Below are 17608 nucleotides of genomic sequence, written 5' to 3'. Positions count from 1 at the left end.
TTTTGGCTTGAGCAGTCTCACGCTAGGAGCTTCTTATTACATAGGTCGCCAATAAGTAGCCATTCTACCATACAAAAGCCCCCAGATATCCTCGGGGGCTTTTGTATGGTAGAATGGCTATTACTTCACAACCGCCAGCACTTCTGCCGGCCCGGCGTCCGGAAATTGCTCCACATATACTTGGCGCAGGGGTATCTTCTGTTGCTTTGCGTATTCTTTAATGCCACTGTACAGCTTGCCGGGGGCCAGCATATAACTGGCGTTCAGGCGGGCCTGTACTACCCGCTGCCCACCGCTGAATGTGCTATAACGATAGCCGGGGGGCAAATTCTGTGAAACTGTATCCGCTACGATAAGGCCGATAAAGGCTTTCACTGTGTCACCGGCCGCCTCGGGGTCGTTGTAATAAATATTGCCGAGTGTGCCCTGGAGGTGATTCTTCTCCTTGTACTGCTGTGCTTGTCTAAACAAAGGGCCAAACTCATCCCCCTGAACGGGCCCATTGTAGTAGCGCCCAGCCAGATAAATAGGCTTTGCTGTGGTTATCACCGTTACTTCAGGCTGACGGAAACCTCCCAGATACGCATACACGCCACCCAGAATAAGCACCAGAGCAAAACCGATAAGCCAGAACCAACGCATTATGTAGTGTTTAAAGTGAGTGCTACAAAGTACAATATGAATTAAGAAGTGCGAGCACTACTTCCCAGATCCACTTTTTCACTGTTCAGCTCCATGCTCACGTCTTTGTACTGCATCTGGTAGAGCTGCTGATAGAAGCCTCCATGACGCAATAACTCTTCGTGCGTCCCCGATTCCTTGATCTCGCCACGGTCGAGCACAATAATGCGGTCGGCTTTCTGAATGGTGCTGAGACGGTGCGCAATAACCAGTGAGGTACGGCCCTCCATAAGTTTGTCGATAGCCTCTTGTATCAGCTCCTCCGTTTCGCTATCGACCGAGGAAGTAGCCTCATCCAGAATAATAATCTGCGGCTGGTATACCATGGCTCGCACGAAGCTAATAAGCTGGCGCTGACCAACGGAAAGTGTGGCCCCGCGCTCCATTACAGGATAATGCAAGCCGCCCGGTAGTCGCTCAATAAAGCGTCGGGCACCCACCAAATCGGCCGCTTCCCAGATTTGGGCTTCCGTAATATCCTTATTTCCCAGCGTGATGTTGTCGGCGATGGTGCCTGCAAACAAGAACACATCCTGCAATACCACCCCAATATGACGGCGCAACTCTTTCAGGTCGAACTCGCGCAGATCGTGTCCATCGACGCGGATAGTACCTTTGTTGATTTCGTAGAAGCGGCTGAGCAGGTTGATAATAGAGGTTTTGCCCGCACCCGTAGCCCCCACGAAGGCGATGGTCTGACCAGCTTTTACGTTAAAGCTGATGTCGCGCAGCACGTACTCTTCGTCGTTGTAGGCAAACCAGACTTTTTCAAAGGCCACATCCCCACGGATGGCGGATGGCGCCAGCGTGCCAGTATCGGCAATAAGCTCCTTGCTATCAAGCAATTTCAGCAGACGATCCGTGCTTACCAAGCCAAGCTGCAACGTATTGAAACGGTCAGCAATTTGCCGAATTGGCCGGAAGAACAGCGCATTATACAGGATAAAGGCAATGAGCGCCCCCTTTGAGATAGTGCCCTCAATCTGGCCCTGCGCCGCATACCATACCAGCAACCCTACGCCAATAGCGGCCAACACCTCAGCCACCGGGAAGTAGATGGAGTAATACAGTACCGACTTCACATTGGCCCTCGTATGCTCCTGGTTAATGGCTTTGAACTTGCGAAACTCGCGCTCTTCGTTGTTGAAGATCTGCACCACATTCATGCCCGTCAGGTGCTCCTGCACGAAGGAATTCAGGTTGGCCACCGCCGTGCGCACCTCCTGAAACGACTGCTTCACCTTTTCCTTGAATACGTAGGTGCTGATAATCAGAGGTGGAATGACTGAAAGGCTCACCAGTGTGAGGCGCCAGTCAATCCAGAACATAAAGCCCATAATGAACAGCAGTTGGAGAATGTCGCCAATCATGGCCGCCAAGCCTTCACTAAACACATCCGACAAAGTTTCTACGTCGGAAATATTGCGGGTTACCAGCACTCCAATGGGTGTGCGGTCGAAGAACTTAAGGCGCAGATTTAGAATGTGTTGATACAGATCAACCCGAATATCGCGCACGATATACTGACCCAGCCAACCGCCGAAGTAGGTTTGCAGATAGCTTACCAGCGTGTGAGCTACCAGCAGCACCAGCAGCAGCACAAACATCTGGTTCACGCCCGTCAAGTCGCCCTGCTCGATACTGCGGTCCACCATTTTCTGGATCAAAAAAGGGCGCAGGGTGCCCAGCGCGGCCGTAGCAACGGTCAGGAAAATTAGAAAATAAAATATCCGCCGGTACGGCCGCACATACTTCATCAGGCGGCTTAGCACCTGCCAATCGAAGATGTTGCCGGTTTTGGTGGCAGTAGTTGTTTGCTCCACAGAGGGTTTTTTAATCGATACAGGGTACTAAGGAGAAGTAACCACACATAAGCCTTAGAGGTTGCAAAAATAGCGTCGGCTTATACTCACTTTTGCCCCCACACCCGTCACTCCTGCGGAGGAAGGATGTTAAGAAGTCGGCACAAAGTACGGCATTCCGGTAGGCTCTTCGGCTGCAACCAACTCCGACGGGTACTCAACTCGGCTCAGGAATAAGCCTTTCGCCACCGCAGCGCCACTAGCGGCAATACGGCTTTGGGTATGTAGGATATGGCCAAATTCCTCGGGGGTCAATTTGCCCCGGCCTACGCTCAGCAGCGTTCCTACCACCAAGCGCACCATACCGCGCACAAAGCGGTTGGCTCGAATGCGAAACACCAAACCGCCCGGAATAGGATGCCAGCCCGCTTCATAACACACACAGATGTAGTGGTTTTCGCCGCCTTTCACTTTGGAAAAGCTGGTAAAATCGCGGGAGCCGATGAGGTAAGCAGCAGCGGTATTCATAGCGCCCACATTCGGCGCACGATCTAGGTAAAGGCTTTGATTAACGCCAAAAGGATCAGGAATGAGGCGCACGAAGTACTCGTAGGTGCGAGCTTCGGCATCGAAGCGGGCGTGGGCTTTGTCGGGTACGGCATGCAAGCGCCGCACGGCAATGTCGGGGGCAATGCGCGGTTGAGGCGATACAAAATGGTGGCCTCGTCCAGCGTGGGGGGCAAATCGGCGTCGAAGTGCGCTACCTGGTGGCTGGCGTGCACGCCCGTATCGGTGCGGCCACTGCCTACCGTATAGACGGACTGACGTAATACCTGCGAGAGGCAGCGGTCTAGCTCTTGCTGTACCGTAAGGGTGTTAGGCTGCACCTGCCAGCCGTGAAAACGGGTACCATCGTAAGCCAGATGAAGAAAATAGCGCATGTAGAGCGGAGGCTTTGACGAGCACAATTGCTGCACTGTCTGAGGCCGTTTAATACGACGCAAGCTACTGCTTATGCTACTTTACTGAAGCGTAAAGCAGAGAATCCATAGTTTGGCCATCCTTGGTGATACTCTTACGCAAGCGCGCTTCTAGCTCATAACCAGCCTTTTCCAGCACGCGTGCAGAAGCAGCATTCGGGGCAAACACCACAGCATACAGGCGGCACAAGTCAAAATTGGTGAACGCGTAGTCCGTCAAGGCGACAACTGCCGCTGTCGTGATGCCGCGACCCCAAAACTGTTGGCCTAAGAAGTAACCAATTTCTGCCGACCGCCGATTGACATCTTGCTTGAATAATACGCTGATGCTCCCGGCCGCTTCCCCATCTACCTCTATGCACAGGTGCACGTCGGTCATGCCTTCCGGACTTAATACAAAGCGCAGATGGTGCTCAGCATCAGTGAGCGTATAGGGATTGGGAAACCGGTCGCGCAGGTTAAGCCAGATGGCGCGGCTATTACCGTGCGTGCTTAATGCCTGAGCATCACTAAGCTGCCAGGGCCGCAGCCGCGCCCCATGCACGGGTAGTTCCAACGTGGGGCGCAGCCGGGCAGCAGACATAAGCCGGGGGGCAAATTTAGACCTTCTCGTAAATTACTGCTGCTCCCTGCCCTACTCCTACGCACATAGTAGCCAGTCCGTAGCGCACGCCTTCACGGCGCTGCATTTCGTGCAGCAACGTCGCCGTGATACGCGAACCGCTAGCGCCCAGCGGGTGGCCGATGGCAATAGAACCGCCATTGACGTTTACTTTTTCAGGATCAAGCTCTAGGTCGCGCATGCAGGCTATGGACTGGGCGGCAAACGCTTCATTTAGCTCAATCAAATCCATATCGTTCATGGTCAAGCCTGCGCGCTGCAATACCTTTTGGCTGGCGGGCACTGGTCCGAGACCCATGTAAGCCGGATCTACACCGGCCACGGCGGAGGCTACCACGCGGGCCAGAGGCTTGAGGTTATAACGCCGCAGTGCCTCTTCGCTCACTACTATCACCCCGGCCGCGCCGTCGTTGATACCCGCCGAGTTGCCAGCCGTCACGGTGCCATCTTGGGGCTGGAAAGCAGGTTTCAGCGTGCCTAATTTCTCCAAGGTAGACAAGCGCGGTGGCTCATCGGTGTCAAACAAGGCAGCATCACCCTTCGGGTTGGGCACGAATACAGGCACGATTTCGCGGCGAAAACGGCCTTTCTCGTTGGCACGGTGATACTTGCGCTGGGAGTTAAAGGCAAATTCGTCCTGCTCCAAACGCGTGATGCCGTACTTGCGAGCTACGTTCTCCGCCGTTTCGCCCATGGCATATGGGTGATGCAGCTTCGAGAGCTTCTGATTTACAAAACGCCAGCCCAAGGTGGTATCATGAGCAGTAAGCTCCCGGCCGAAGGCTGTTTCTGACTTCGCCATCACGAAAGGAGCCCGGGTCATGCTCTCGGCGCCACCGGCCAAATACACGTCACCTTCACCACAGCGCACGGCCCGCGAAGCATCAATAATGCTTTGCAAACCTGAAGCACACAGGCGATTTACGGTGTTGCCGGGTACCGTAGTGGGCAAGCCGGCCAACAGGCCAGCCATACGAGCCACGTTGCGGTTATCTTCGCCAGCCTGGTTGGCGGCACCGATAATAATGTCTTCTACGACCGCCTTATCTAAGGTTGGATTGCGGCGTAATAGCTCGCGCAGTATGTGTGCGGCGAGATCATCGGGGCGGACGCTACTGAGCGCACCGCCAAACCGTCCGATAGGGGTGCGGACGGCATCTACTATATAAGCACTTAGCATTGGCTTGGAATGCGGTTATTACGGTCGTTGTTGGCTACTTTTGCCGGCCCGTAGGCTTCGGCAACGCGGCGCGAACCGTCAAACCACAAAGATGATACAAAGAATCCAAAGCGTGTTCCTTCTTTTGCTGGCCTTGGCCATGCTGAGTGTATTGGTATTGCCCATCTGGAGCAAAACCGACCCGCTAACCGGGCAAGAAGTAGTGCTATCGGCCTACAAACTGGCTTTTACAAACCTTCAAGCGGGCTCACCAGCGCCGACGCCAACCTATCTTATTGCTATTTTGGCGCTGGTTTCGGCGGCAGTGGCGGTATATGAAATTTTCCAATTCAAAAATCGTTTCCGCCAGCTTAAGCTAGGCTTAGTCAACTTTCTGCTGATTGTAGCTACCATTGGCGCGGGCTTCTACTACTCTGGGGTCGGCGAGCAGCTGCTCAATATCAAAATTCCCGGCGAGTTTGAGGCCGGCTTTTACCTGCCTACTCTCGCGCTGCTGCTTAATGTGCTGGCCAACCGCTTCATCCGCCGCGACGAGCAACTCGTGCGCAGCATGGATCGGCTTCGGTAACTTCTACTGCACTACCGAGTCACAAAAAAGTCCCCCAGACTATTTCTGGGGGACTTTTTTAATGCTTAATAGATTATCTATCGACCTCGGTTGCGCTCTACGAATGCCTCCAGCTCACGGGCGCTGGAGCTGAAGCGAAACACGTCGTAAACCCGATAGAAATTCTGCCGATCAGCCACCGCAGGGTACGCATATTTGGCTAACTCCAGCTTGTCTTTATCGAAGTCGAACTGCGTGAGCAGGTGGCGCAAATCATCGGCCCGGATGCCCGTTTCGCTCAATGCTTGGCGGGCCACCAGTAGCTTGTCGCTATCGAAGGAACGATTTGCCAGCGCTTGTGCCAACGCGTCGACATCCTGCGGCGTCATTACCTGATAAGCGCCGGGGTAGGCCGTGCCCGGACCGTTGTGGTACGCCCCATAAGGGTCAACGGGCGCGTTCGGCTCCCGGCGGTCATCATCGTAAATGACGTCATCGGGATACGCCCGACGGCCAGGTCCGCGGCCCAGGCCGAGCGGCACGGCAGCTACTTTCCGCAACGCTGGCGCGAAGCCATTACGGGCAATAAGCACGTAGCTAGTCTCCAACCCCGGATCTAGAAACACGCGTGTACGGTAGTTAACGGCCCGACCGTAAGGAGTTGGAATTCGAAATTCAGCCCAGTGGAAACCCGGAGCGAGGCGGTCGATGGACACTTGGCGTACGCCGCCACGCGTCAGCGGCTGCCCATCGAATACCAAGTGAAACGGCATCCCGCGCTCGGAAGCAAAGTTGACAATAACCGGCGCCGCACGCAGCTGGGCCGATAATAGCATCAGCAAACTGATGCTCAGAAGTAAGGCCTTTTTCATGTGTGAAGAATGTGAGAGCAATAGGGATGCTCCCGATAGCTTCTTTAAGCCAAGTATTATGCCATTTTGAATATAGTAAATCCTATTCGATTTCATAGTAAGGTTAGCGTTTTAATTATCAGCCTCTTATTACTTTAGGTCGTTTCTAACTATCTCTATTACTTGTTCTTAGGTGTGTTGCTGAAATTTGCTACCACAAGATTGAGGGATACACCAAAGCACAAAAAAGCCCCCGTACACGTACGGGGGGCTTTTTTGGTTCTATGCAGATCGTTATTCAGCTATGCGCGTCACTTTGAACTCCGTACGACGGTTGCGCTGGTGCTGCTCCTCGGTTTTGGCGTTGCGAACGACTGGTTGCGTTTCGCCATAGCCTTTGGCCGTAATGCGCTCTTTCGCAATGCCTTTGGAAATGATATAATCGACAGCCGATTGAGCGCGGCGCTGCGATAAGCTGGCGTTATACGCGTCCTTACCGCGCGAGTCAGTGTGGGAGCTTAGCTCAATCGTGATTTTGGGGTTATCATTCAGCGTTTCAACTAGCTTGTCCAACTCAATTGCGGCATCGGGCCGAATGTCGGCTTTGTTATAATCGTAGAAGATATTCTCGACTACAATGGCCACGTTCTTCACAATCTTATTGAGCGTGAGTGTCGCGGGCAGGCGAATGTCATTCACCAATTCCGGCAGCTGATCTTGGGCTGGTATCTTGCCTACCGTCGTTACGGAAGTGCGGGCCGTGAAGTAGCCGGGGCGGTCAGCCACTAGTGCATAAGTCGTGGCCGAGTCGAGCTTGAAGCTAAACTTACCTTCAGCATCGGTGGTGACTTCAAGAAGTTTACGGTTGCCATTGGCAAACAGCTCCACGTTTTCGGAGGCGACGGGCTTCGTAGTGCCGGTTTTGGCGTCGCGCTCCAGCACAGTGCCATCCACGAAGAAGTTGACGAGCTTGGTGGTGTTGCGGCGGAAACGGTACAAGTCGTCGCTGCCTTTGCCACCTGCCCGGTTCGAAGAGAATACACCCACGTTTTGGGCCGTGAAGTAGGGAGCAAAATCGTCGCCGCTGCTATTGAAGGGCGCGCCTAGATTGCGCACCTTGCCCTTATCAACCACAAACACATCCAGCTTACCAATGCCAGGGTGCCCGTCGGAGGAGAAAAACAGCGTGCCATCGGGAGCAATGGCAGGAAAGCTCTCATTGCCCGGCGTATTGATTTCAGGGCCCAGATTTTCGGCAGGCGCGAAACGGCCATTGGCGGCTATGGTCGCTTTGTACAGATCGGTGCCGCCTTCACCACCTTTGCGGCCGGAGGCGAAGTACAGCGTTTCGCCATCGGGAGAGAAAACGGGCGAGAAGTCGTCGGTGGTGCGATCGTTGACATTAATGAGCGCGGGCTCGGTCCAGGCGCCACTGCGGTAGTAAGAAGCCCATAAGTCAACGCTCAGGTAACCCTTTTTCTTACCACTGTTGGAGCGGGCAAACACGACCATTTTGCCATCGGGGCTATAGGTGGCGCTTGCCTCGTGCATGCCTTCGGTGTTGAAGATGGGCTCCAGCTTGCGGACGGTGCCGCCGGTCATCTTCTCCGCATCCTCAAAGCGAATGGCATACAGGTCATTAAACCCTTCCCCATTGCCTAAGTACTTCTTTCCATCTCGGCCCGAGGCAAACACGATTTCCTTAGTATCCGGAATCATGGTGGCGCTAAAGTCGGCCGACTCGGAGTTTACTTGATCAAGGGGTTGGATTTCATCGCGCGTTTTTAGCGCCAAAAGCTCTTTGCTCAAGCGTGTATTTTTGGCCTCTATTTCGGCCCGGGCAGCTAAGGCACGGTTGGTGCCCAGCTTTACGTAGTCATCAAACTGGGCAATGGCTTCATCGTACTTACCATTAGCTTTCAGCGCCAATCCATAATAGAAGCCAGCATCAGCGTTCTTCAAGCCCGCTCCGACGGCCATTTTATAATATAGCTCTGCCTGCTCGATGCGGTTGGATAGTCGATACGATTCGCCAACCCGAAAATTGCTCTGGGGGCATTTTTGCCCCGCTCTGCCTGCGCTTTATATAAGGCAATAGCCGTTTCATATTCACCGCGAGCAAAGCGCTTATCGGCTTTCGTACCCGATTCGGAGGTCGCGCAGCCGCTAAGGCCCAACGCAGCCACTGATCCGGCGGCAGCCCACACAATAATAGAATTCTTCATAGAAGGAAAGCAGTAGGAAGGGTAAAGCTGGCGGCGTAGACTAGCAATGCTGTTATGCCTAGCAATAATACTAAGTTTCGGCAGGAGTAGAGCCGTAAGTTTAACGCTGCGGCGAGGGTTGAAAGTATTTGGCTAACCAAGTCTCAGCGGCTGGCGCGGGCCACGCCGCCGTTAGCTTGCCGTGCTGGGCAATGGTATTGTCAAAATAAGGCGTTTCGGGCTGGAGCTGACCAGTAGCCACTGCCTCACGCAACGCCCGCCGGTCGAGCAACTGCACCTGCCCATCAACCAGAAAAGCTAGGTGCGACTTCTCCAGCAGATTTACGCCCAATTGCTCCTCCAAGCCGTGCACAAAACGTACGGAAGCATCAATAGAGCAGCCACTTGCACCGGCTACCGCTTCATCTAATCCCAACACCAAAAACTGTCCGTGCCGAAAGGCGGCCGAAGCGCGCAGTGTGCGGCCGTGGCTCGTCCACTCGGCGGCAAACTGAGCCAACGCGGGCTCAATGGCCGCTAGCTCTGCGTCCGTCAGTGGCCGGTCGGCCTGATAAATCCAAATGCGGGCGCTGGGGGGCAATTCTTCGAACGGAACAAACATGGAGGAGTAGCTTGAAACTTAGAAATACACTCTAATCATACAAAGAAACAGCCTCGCCGGGAAGTTCCGACGAGGCTGTTTCGAATAAACAAAAATGCCTTTCGGCTCGACGCTAGGCGTTCAGACCTTCAGCACTAGCAATCAGCTCTGCCAAATCGAAAACTTGCACGTCTGACTCGCGCTCCTTGTTCTTTACCCCGTCGCTCATCATGGTCATGCAGAAAGGGCATGATACCGCAATAATTGCCCCCTGCGCGTTAGCACGCGGGCTTGGTGTAGCGCCGGCATTGCCATCTTCTACCCCACGTGTTTGCGCTAATGCAGGAGCGTTGCCGTCAAGGGTAAAGAGAGCTTCTTCCGTGCGCTCAATGTTCACTTCTTTGTTGCCCGGCTCCGCTTCTTTCCACATCTGCGCGCCACCGGCCCCGCAGCACAGGCCATTGGCGCGGCTCCGCTTCATTTCCACCAAATCAGCATCGAGGGTTGCGAGTACATCGCGGGGCGCCTCGTAAATATTGTTGGCCCGACCTAAGTAGCAGGAATCGTGGAAGGTAATGCGGCGGCCTTTAAACTCGCCACCACCGGCCACGCCCACCTTGCCTTCGTTGATAAGCTGCTGGAGAAAGGTGCTGTGGTGAATCACCTCATAATTGCCCCCCAGTGCCGGGTATTCGTTCTTAATCGTGTTGAAGCAGTGCGGACAGGCCGTCACAATCTTCTTGATCTGGTAGCCATCCAGGGTAGTGATGTTCTGCATGGCCTGCATCTGAAACAGGAACTCGTTGCCGGCGCGCTTAGCGGGGTCGCCAGTGCAGGTTTCTTCCATGCCCAGCACAGCGTACTTTATGCCTACGTGTTCCAGGATGCGCACAAAAGCCCGGGTCACGCGCTTATAGCGGTCGTCGAAGGCGCCTGCGCAACCCACCCAAAACAGGATTTCGGGTTGCTCACCGCGGGCAGCCAAATCGGCCATAACGGGAACGGTAACTTGACGCTTGGTGATTTGCTCAGCCATTTAGTTGGTTTTTGATATCGTTTGTCATACTATTCGTTGGGTGGCATGACGCTTTGGTTTATGCTGTTACAGCTTGTTTCTCGGCCAAATACAGTTCATCGGCCCAATTGAAGCGGTCGGAGGGCGAAAAAGCCCACGGCGCACCGTTATTCTCAATGTTGGAGAACATCACATTCAACGAATGCGGTGCAGCCGACTCTTCCAGCACCAAGAAGCGGCGCATCTCAATGATAGACTCGAGCGGGTTAATATTCACTGGGCACGACTCCACGCAGGCGTTACAGGTAGTGCAAGCCCACAGCTCTTCGGGCGTTACTTTACCACGCAGCAACGTGTTTTGATCAGCTTCTATTTTTACCCGCTCCGTGCCTTTGCTAGCGTCACCGTATTGGTTAGGCTGAAAAATCAGCGGAGAGTTGTACTTCTCTTCCATCCGATCGCGGGTATCCATAATAATCTTGCGCGGCGACAACAGCTTACCCGTAATATTAGCCGGGCACGAGGCAGTGCAGCGTCCACACTCCGTGCAAGAGTACGCATTAAGCAGATTAGTCCAAGCCAAATCCTCTACGTCTTTGGCTCCGAACGAGGTAGGTGCTAACGCCGAGCCATCAGGCCCTACCGGTGGGGCAGGCACCTGATAACTGGGGTCCATCATGGCTTTTACCTCGTGGGTAATGCTGTCCACGTTCGAGAACTGCCCCTGCGGCACTAGCCGCGAGTAGTACACGTTCGGGAAGGCCATGATGATGTGAAAGTGCTTACTGCTTGGCAGGTAGTTCAGAAAAATCAGAATACCCACGATGTGTGCCCACCACCCTGCACGCTCCAAGAAGTGCAGCAAATTCAAGTCGCTCGGGAATATGCCTAACAGTAGTGAGCTAACTGGAAATGAACCCGGCATCTCCAGATTTTGCAGACGATGCCACTTCAGATCCGATGTGTTCATCACGAACAGCGCTACCATTAGCACTACTTCGATGTAGAGAATCATATCGGCATCAATGCGCGGCCAAGCGCGCATTTCGGGCCCGGAGAAGCGACGCACCTTTTTCACGTTGCGCCGCCACCAGAAAGCAATAACCGCTACAATCACCAGCGCGCCCAAAATTTCATTGGTCGCCATCAGCACATTGTACACTGGTCCTAGAAACTGTAAAAAGCGGTGGGTACCGAATACGCCGTCAATTACAATTTCTATTACCTCAATATTGATCACCAAAAACCCCACGTACACCACCAGATGCAACAGGGCTGGGGTAATACGCTTGAACATTTTCTGCTGTCCAAACGCTACCAGCAAGGTTTTTTGCAGCCGCTCCCCGATATTGCCCGACATATCCCGGTCGCGGCCTACTAGGATGTTGGCGCGGATCTTTCGCGCTTGCCAGGCAAACAAGCCGAAGCCGATAATGGCTACTAGCAGGAAAATAATGTTTTCGATAGTCACGGGAAAGCAGTTGGGTGGTGGGTTCGACCGAAAAGTACTCGTTATGCCTAACAAATTTAAGATTTTAGGCGAAAACTTTTTTAAGGTAAGTGTTGCAGCTTGCTTTTGGTTTACTACTTTTGCCACTCCTAAGCCGTAAAGGGCAAAGGAAAGTTGGTAACGTAGCTCAGTCGGTAGAGCACAGCACTGAAAATGCTGGTGTCGTTGGTTCGATTCCAACCGTTACCACAAAAAAGCCCTCTCCGCAATTTGCAGAGAGGGCTTTTCGTTTTAAGGCAATTTCGATTTGCCATTAGCTATCGTATTAAAAGGGAAATTCATACGTTGTCTCGGGAAACGGTTTGCAGAAATGTATATCAACCTGATTTTCAACATAATAAATTAATAAATGTTATTACAAGGATACATCACAGCTTTTATCAAAATGATTAATTTTATATTTTTACTATAAATAATTAACTTGTTGCCAGAAACTCCCCTATTTTATGCCTACAACTAAGGATATATCTTATAGACATACACTTAGGATGCATAGGTATCGATGAAAGTCAAAATGCCGTCCGCTGACACTGCAACTCCCTTGGAGCGCATCCCAAGTGTTCCACCTACGATTGCAGCGGTTCCTGCACACGTTCACCGGCCTATGTGGTCGGTGATGATACCTACGTATAATTGTTTGCAGTATTTGCAGGAGACGATAGAGAGTGTGCTTGCACAGGACCCAGGGCCCGAACTGATGCAAATAGCAGTTGTTGATGACTGCAGTACTGATGGTGATGTGAAGGCATTAGTGGACGCTGTTGGAAAGAACAGGGTTGAATTTTTTCAACAGACTAGTAACCTCGGGAGCCTACGTAATCTTGAAAGCTGTCTAAACCTTTCTACTGGCCATCGGGTCCATCTTTTACACGGCGATGATAAAGTGGCGCCGGGATTTTACACTGAAATAGATACGTTATTCACTAAATATCCTGAAGCAGGTGCTGCCTTCACACATATAGCCTATATGACTGAAGATGCAATGTTTATAAACCCTCCATTTGAAAGGGAGGAGGGCATTGTAAAAGACTTTTTACTAAAAATGGCTATTACTATTCGAGTACAGCCGCCTGCTATCGTAGTAAAAAGAAGTGTGTATGAACAGTTAGGGAGCTTTTTCGCGGTACACTACGGCGAAGATTGGGAGATGTGGACTAGAATAGCAGCACATTTTCCGGTTGCGTATTCACCTAAATGTTTAGCGCACTATCGATACCTAACTAGTAATAGCATCACTCAGCATTCTATAAAAACCGGACAAAATGTAAGAGATATAATAAAGGTGTTTAACATTATTCAGAATTACTTACCTATCGACAAGCGTAGTAGTTTAAGAAATGCAGCTCTCACAAATTATGCTATTTACTGTGCTTCCTTAGCCAATAATCTATACTTTACTGATGTTGAAGCTGCTTTGGTACAGGCTAAAGGCGCATTTACAATGAGCAAGCATAGGCGCGTATTGTATTCTCTTTTCAAATTTTACTTGAAATATTTTATGGGATACAATCATATAAAATACTTATGGTCTAAATTTATATTCCCAGATAAAACAATTAAATTATTACTCTTTCCTTTTATTTTTTAACTGCTTTAGCAAAAATTAAAAGCATATTTTTATAAAATTCTTTATCTACATATATAACAACAAAACAGCTTTATGATAAGTAAATTTTATCATATGTTTTAATATATAAAAGGAGACGTTTTAACATGTAACACATTTTAGTATTATTTTATTATCAGGCACTTGCTGCAACCATCTTTATTGCAAAAATCCGGATCAGTATACATTATTACTCTATTTTATTTCTTTATTACATAATTTATTTTGATTATCGACTTGTAAGTTTGACGTAGAGCATTTTTTTGATAAGTTTCCTTAATCTTATCCGTCAGTCTCTATGAACTTGCTAAACGCCTCCACAGAACGTATTCCCACCACCATTTACCCAGATTCCGAACAGGCATCTGTAGCTGTAGCGCATCATATTGCTGATTTGATTAAGCAGAGGGCAGCGGAGAAACGAAGCTGTGTGCTGGGCTTGGCAACGGGCTCTACCCCTACTCGCTTGTATGAGGAACTAGTTCGTTTGCATCAGCAGGAGGGGCTTAGCTTTCAGAATGTTGTAACGTTTAACCTAGACGAGTATTTTCCCATGGCGCCCGAGTCTCTGCAGAGCTACGTGCGTTTTATGCGGGAATACTTATTCGACCACGTCGATATTCCGGCGGGCAATGTGCATATTCCGGATGGCACGGTGCCCGCGGAGGGAGTTGCAGAGTTTTGCCGGCGCTACGAGGAGAAAATTAAAGAAGCAGGTGGAATTGATTTACAGATTCTGGGAATTGGACGCACCGGCCACATTGGCTTTAATGAGCCTGGTTCGGGTGCTACCTCCCGTACCCGCCTCATCACCCTCGACCATATTACCCGCACCGATGCAGCCAGCGACTTTTATGGAGAGGAGAACGTTCCGCGCCGCGCTATCACGATGGGCGTGGGCACTATTCTGGAAGCCCGGGAAATAGTGCTCCTGGCATGGGGCGAGGGCAAAGCCGCCGTCATAAAGCGCATGACCGAGGGCGACATGACGGACTCGGTACCGGCTACGTACCTGCAGAAGCATCCCCATGTGCGCGTCGTGTTGGATGAGGCTGCCGGGGCTGAGTTGACTGCCCGAAAAACGCCCTGGCTCGCTGGATTGCCTTGCAACTGGCAGGATGCCGCCTTCGTGCGCAAGGCAACTACCTGGCTGGCTCGTCAGTTGCAAAAGCCAATACTCAAGCTCACTGACCAAGATTACAATGAGAATGGATTATCGGATTTGCTAGCTGAATCGGGCCAGGCTTATAGCATTAACATCAAGGTGTTCAATGAATTGCAGCATACCATTACGGGCTGGCCGGGGGCAAACCTAATGCGGATGACTCGCACCGACCCGAGCGAGCAGAGCCGTTTCCGAAGCGGGTGCTCATTTTTAGCCCCCACCCTGATGATGATGTCATATCGATGGGCGGCACCTTGCTACGCTTGGTCGATCAGGGTCATGAGGTGCACGTAGCTTACCAGACGTCGGGCAACATCGCGGTATTCGATGAAGAAGCTATTCGTTTCGCCGAATTTGTGGCCGACTATGACGAAGCTTTCCGCCTCGATGAGCAGCCAGCTGAAAACTTATATAGGCGCGTCGTCGACTTTTTGCAGAATAAGGCCCCCGGTCAAGTCGATTCAGGTGAGGTACAGCAGATTAAAGGATTGATACGGCGGGGTGAGGCGAAATCGGCGTGTCGGTACGCGGGTGTGCCCGACGAGAACGCGCACTTTATGGACTTGCCGTTTTATGAAACCGGACGCGTACGCAAGAAGCCCTTGGGCGAAGAGGATATCCAGCTTACCATCGATTTGTTGAATAAAATCAGGCCCCAGCAGATTTACGCCGCCGGCGACTTATCCGATCCGCACGGCACGCACCGCGTTTGTCTATCAGCCATTTTTCAGGCGGTACAGCGGTTAAAAGCAGAAGGCGCTGAGTGGCTACAGGATTGCTGGGTGTGGCTCTACCGCGGGGCATGGCAGGAATGGGATGTGGACCAGATTGAAATGGCGGTACCCATCAGCCCAGAGGAGTTGACGCGCAAGCGTCGAGCCATTTTCAAGCACCAGTCGCAGAAGGACCGGCCGTTGTTTCCTGGTGCTGATCAGCGCGAATTCTGGCAGCGGGCCGAGGAGCGCAACCGTACCACTGCGCAGATCTACGACCGCTTAGGTTTGCCTGAGTATGAAGGTATTGAAGCGTTTGTACGCTGGCATTACTAATACCCTCATTTCTTGATTAAGTCTTCTGCTCGACCAATTACTTGCCATTGTGTGGCATAACTCTAAAAAAAGCCCCCGGCGCTATAACTCAGATAGCTGGGGGCTTTTTTAGGGCTATCATGACTTCTTACTGACAACTTTGTTTCTGCGCGGCACTGGCAAAACTATAGCCCAGTCGTAGGGCCTGCGTGAATGCAGCGCATGCTTCTTCCTGCTGGCCCTGGCGCTGGGCCACCCGCCCCAACAAATAATGCACCTGCCCATTGGTAGGGTTGGCTTTAGCTACCAACTGATAATCTTGTTGGGCGCGGCCGTAGTCACCGAGGCGGTAGTAGGCCAGGCCACGCAAGGTAAGCGCATACAACGTGGGGGCCCTACCCGCCACGGTACGCTGCCGCAGCCCCGTGCTCAGGTCGCGGATGGCTAAGCGGAATTGCCGTTTGGTGAGCAATCGGATTTCGCCCCGTAGTATCCAAGCACCGGCACGGGTTGAGTCTAGAGTCACGGCTTGGGTGAGTAGCTGATCAGCTACGATAGGCTGCTGCTGGCGCGCTTCATAGCGGCCCAAACGGTGTAGAATAAAAGCTCGGTCGGTGGGGTGCGTCGTGTTGGGCAGCGCTGCACGGTAATCATTTTGCGCCACGGCTGGCTGATGGTAAACTAACTCCGTGATTTCGGCGCGACGACGCAGTGCCTCCGTGTAGTTGGGCTTGAAGTGCAGGGCTTCGGAGAAAAAGCTGTGCGCGGTACTCCACTCCCCCTCGGCGTAGGCGCGCAGGCCATCATCATAATTTCCTACAGCCGTTACGTGGTCCATGGTCACTTTCACCGAAAATATAAACAGCACGAATAGCCCAATGAACCCAGCTGTTAGGAGATAGTCGCGGCGCGTAAATTTTCGGCGCTTCGGAATAGGGCGGTAGTGGCGCTCTGCCGACCCCGCTGGGGTGCGGGTGCGCATAGGGGCTGGTGGGGGCGGCATAGGCACACCATACACGCGTTGGCCCTGATGCCGGTAAGCCTGCTGCTGACGCTGTGCCTCCAGTGCTTGCGCGGCGCGGCGCAACTGATGATCGTAGACAGCGCGACGGCCAGCATCGGAGAGCACCCGATAAGCGGCGTTTACGGCCTTAAACTGCTCCTCGTATCGGGTGCTACCGCCGTGCTTATCGGGGTGGTACTGGATGGCCAAGCGCTTATAGGCCGCCTTTATATCGTGGGCCGACGCCGTGGCTCCTACACCTAAAACTTGATAATGATTCTGACTCAAAACACGGCAGTATAGGGTAAAAGTAATTCAATTTTCAGACACAAACCCGCCTTTTTCGTATGTGCATTTGGCTCGAAAAACCAGCTGTTAGGCGCTTTTTCTGGCCTTCGACCTACTAACAATTTTTCTTTCCATTCTATCCTACGCCGTATGGCTTTCGACGACGACTCTAAAACGCCCCCCAATGACAGCCTGATAGGCAACCTGAAAGGCTACCTCGATACGCGCATTGATCTGGTGCGCCTTGAAGCGCAGGAAAAGGCAAAAACGGCTTTCGTGGCTACCGCGCACGGTGCTACAATGGCGATAATTGGGCTGTTCTTTTTCATTTTTCTCAATGTGTTTCTAGGCTTGGTACTCAACGAGGCGCTCGACAGCCCCTACTGGGGTTTTGGGGTACTAGCGGGCTTCTACTTATTGCTGCTGATCATCTTTGTTGTAGGTGTCGACAAGAAGCTATTTCAGGGCCTAGCCAACAAGACATTGGATAACACAATTTACAAATCTGATAAGCGTAACTAACTC

The 17608-nt window shown here is 52.1% G+C and carries 16 protein-coding genes, 1 tRNA gene and 1 pseudogene; 5 read left to right on the top strand and 13 right to left on the bottom strand.

The features are described 5' to 3' along the window. Nucleotides 1-120: 120 nt before the first annotated feature. The 6 genes from EPD59_RS01285 to EPD59_RS01265 form a co-directional block, all read right to left on the bottom strand. Complete coding sequence (locus EPD59_RS01285) at nt 121-642, bottom strand: hypothetical protein (RefSeq protein ID WP_133271209.1); 522 nt, start codon at nt 640-642, stop codon at nt 121-123. 41 nt (nt 643-683) lie between these two features. Next, entirely contained in the window at nt 684-2438 is a 1755-nt protein-coding gene (locus EPD59_RS01280; RefSeq protein ID WP_133274558.1) for an ABC transporter ATP-binding protein, read from the bottom strand. Between the two features lie 195 nt (nt 2439-2633). Continuing rightward, nucleotides 2634-3149 (bottom strand): tRNA pseudouridine synthase A, encoded by a 516-nt coding sequence (locus EPD59_RS01275; protein WP_240731561.1) that lies wholly within the window; start codon nt 3147-3149, stop codon nt 2634-2636. Then, nucleotides 3035-3424: a tRNA pseudouridine synthase A gene (locus EPD59_RS22085; RefSeq protein WP_240731560.1), complete on the bottom strand. Its 390-nt coding sequence runs from the start codon at nt 3422-3424 to the stop codon at nt 3035-3037. The genes EPD59_RS01275 and EPD59_RS22085 overlap by 115 nt, the downstream gene beginning before the upstream one ends. A 76-nt stretch (nt 3425-3500) precedes the next feature. Further along, nucleotides 3501-4046 carry a GNAT family N-acetyltransferase gene (locus EPD59_RS01270; RefSeq protein ID WP_133271208.1) on the bottom strand — a complete coding sequence of 182 codons (546 nt, stop codon included), beginning with the start codon at nt 4044-4046 and terminating at the stop codon, nt 3501-3503. 16 nt (nt 4047-4062) lie between these two features. Continuing rightward, nucleotides 4063-5265, bottom strand: coding sequence for a thiolase family protein (locus EPD59_RS01265; RefSeq protein WP_133271207.1), 1203 nt, complete (start codon nt 5263-5265; stop codon nt 4063-4065). 91 nt (nt 5266-5356) lie between these two features. Here EPD59_RS01265 and EPD59_RS01260 point away from each other — a divergent pair, with 91 nt between their 5' ends. Next, nucleotides 5357-5833, top strand: a complete 477-nt coding sequence (locus tag EPD59_RS01260; RefSeq protein WP_133271206.1) for a DUF4293 domain-containing protein — start codon at nt 5357-5359, stop codon at nt 5831-5833. Nucleotides 5834-5910: 77 nt separating this feature from the next. Here the strand turns inward: EPD59_RS01260 and EPD59_RS01255 are convergent, their stop codons facing one another. The 6 genes from EPD59_RS01255 to EPD59_RS01230 all read right to left on the bottom strand — a co-directional run bounded on the left by EPD59_RS01255 (nt 5911) and on the right by EPD59_RS01230 (nt 11954). Further along, complete coding sequence (locus tag EPD59_RS01255; protein WP_165963433.1) at nt 5911-6684, bottom strand: DUF4476 domain-containing protein; 774 nt, start codon at nt 6682-6684, stop codon at nt 5911-5913. A gap of 273 nt (nt 6685-6957) precedes the next feature. Further along, nucleotides 6958-8643, bottom strand: a complete 1686-nt coding sequence (locus EPD59_RS01250; RefSeq protein ID WP_133271204.1) for an OmpA family protein — start codon at nt 8641-8643, stop codon at nt 6958-6960. Then, nucleotides 8622-8888, bottom strand: a complete 267-nt coding sequence (locus EPD59_RS01245) for an outer membrane protein assembly factor BamD (RefSeq protein WP_133271203.1) — start codon at nt 8886-8888, stop codon at nt 8622-8624. Before EPD59_RS01245 ends, EPD59_RS01250 begins: the two co-directional genes overlap by 22 nt. Before the next feature lie 100 nt (nt 8889-8988). Next, nucleotides 8989-9489, bottom strand: a complete 501-nt coding sequence (locus EPD59_RS01240) for a hypothetical protein (RefSeq protein WP_133271202.1) — start codon at nt 9487-9489, stop codon at nt 8989-8991. Between the two features lie 112 nt (nt 9490-9601). Then, a complete protein-coding gene (locus EPD59_RS01235) occupies nt 9602-10462 on the bottom strand; it encodes a (Fe-S)-binding protein (RefSeq protein WP_084443446.1) in 861 nt (286 codons plus the stop codon). 100 nt (nt 10463-10562) lie between these two features. Further along, a complete protein-coding gene (locus EPD59_RS01230; RefSeq protein WP_133271201.1) occupies nt 10563-11954 on the bottom strand; it encodes a (Fe-S)-binding protein in 1392 nt (463 codons plus the stop codon). Nucleotides 11955-12109: 155 nt separating this feature from the next. On the opposite strand from EPD59_RS01230, the gene EPD59_RS01225 reads away from it, so the two are divergent. The 3 genes and pseudogenes from EPD59_RS01225 to nagB all read left to right on the top strand — a co-directional run bounded on the left by EPD59_RS01225 (nt 12110) and on the right by nagB (nt 15813). After that, nucleotides 12110-12182: transfer RNA gene (locus tag EPD59_RS01225), tRNA-Phe, on the top strand. 313 nt (nt 12183-12495) lie between these two features. Further along, nucleotides 12496-13581: a glycosyltransferase family 2 protein gene (locus tag EPD59_RS01220; protein ID WP_205703463.1), complete on the top strand. Its 1086-nt coding sequence runs from the start codon at nt 12496-12498 to the stop codon at nt 13579-13581. A gap of 316 nt (nt 13582-13897) precedes the next feature. After that, nucleotides 13898-15813 (top strand): annotated as a pseudogene (nagB, locus tag EPD59_RS01215) (glucosamine-6-phosphate deaminase). Between the two features lie 127 nt (nt 15814-15940). Here the strand turns inward: nagB and EPD59_RS01210 are convergent. Continuing rightward, nucleotides 15941-17083, bottom strand: a complete 1143-nt coding sequence (locus tag EPD59_RS01210; protein WP_133271200.1) for a J domain-containing protein — start codon at nt 17081-17083, stop codon at nt 15941-15943. A 150-nt stretch (nt 17084-17233) separates the two neighbouring features. Here EPD59_RS01210 and EPD59_RS01205 point away from each other — a divergent pair, with 150 nt between their 5' ends. Then, on the top strand, nt 17234-17605 hold the full coding sequence (locus tag EPD59_RS01205; protein WP_133271199.1) for a phage holin family protein: 372 nt from the start codon (nt 17234-17236) through the stop codon (nt 17603-17605). Nucleotides 17606-17608 lie beyond the last annotated feature (3 nt).

It is taken from the genome of Hymenobacter radiodurans, assembly GCF_004355185.1.
GTDB lineage: Bacteria > Bacteroidota > Bacteroidia > Cytophagales > Hymenobacteraceae > Hymenobacter > Hymenobacter radiodurans.
The sequence above is the reverse complement of the archived record's forward strand: the minus strand, read 5'-3'. Positions and strand labels throughout refer to the sequence as shown.

Coding starts and splice junctions, on each gene's coding strand:
- EPD59_RS01285 (WP_133271209.1), bottom strand. CDS start 642: ATGCGTTGGTTCTGGCTTATCGGTTTTGCTCTGGTGCTTATTCTGGGT.
- EPD59_RS01280 (WP_133274558.1), bottom strand. CDS start 2,438: ATGAAGTATGTGCGGCCGTACCGGCGGATATTTTATTTTCTAATTTTC.
- EPD59_RS22085 (WP_240731560.1), bottom strand. CDS start 3,424: ATGCGCTATTTTCTTCATCTGGCTTACGATGGTACCCGTTTTCACGGC.
- EPD59_RS01270 (WP_133271208.1), bottom strand. CDS start 4,046: ATGTCTGCTGCCCGGCTGCGCCCCACGTTGGAACTACCCGTGCATGGG.
- EPD59_RS01265 (WP_133271207.1), bottom strand. CDS start 5,265: ATGCTAAGTGCTTATATAGTAGATGCCGTCCGCACCCCTATCGGACGG.
- EPD59_RS01260 (WP_133271206.1), top strand. CDS start 5,357: ATGATACAAAGAATCCAAAGCGTGTTCCTTCTTTTGCTGGCCTTGGCC.
- EPD59_RS01255 (WP_165963433.1), bottom strand. CDS start 6,684: ATGAAAAAGGCCTTACTTCTGAGCATCAGTTTGCTGATGCTATTATCG.
- EPD59_RS01250 (WP_133271204.1), bottom strand. CDS start 8,643: ATGGCCGTCGGAGCGGGCTTGAAGAACGCTGATGCTGGCTTCTATTAT.
- EPD59_RS01245 (WP_133271203.1), bottom strand. CDS start 8,888: ATGAAGAATTCTATTATTGTGTGGGCTGCCGCCGGATCAGTGGCTGCG.
- EPD59_RS01240 (WP_133271202.1), bottom strand. CDS start 9,489: ATGTTTGTTCCGTTCGAAGAATTGCCCCCCAGCGCCCGCATTTGGATT.
- EPD59_RS01235 (WP_084443446.1), bottom strand. CDS start 10,462: ATGGCCGATTTGGCTGCCCGCGGTGAGCAACCCGAAATCCTGTTTTGG.
- EPD59_RS01220 (WP_205703463.1), top strand. CDS start 12,496: ATGAAAGTCAAAATGCCGTCCGCTGACACTGCAACTCCCTTGGAGCGC.
- EPD59_RS01205 (WP_133271199.1), top strand. CDS start 17,234: ATGGCTTTCGACGACGACTCTAAAACGCCCCCCAATGACAGCCTGATA.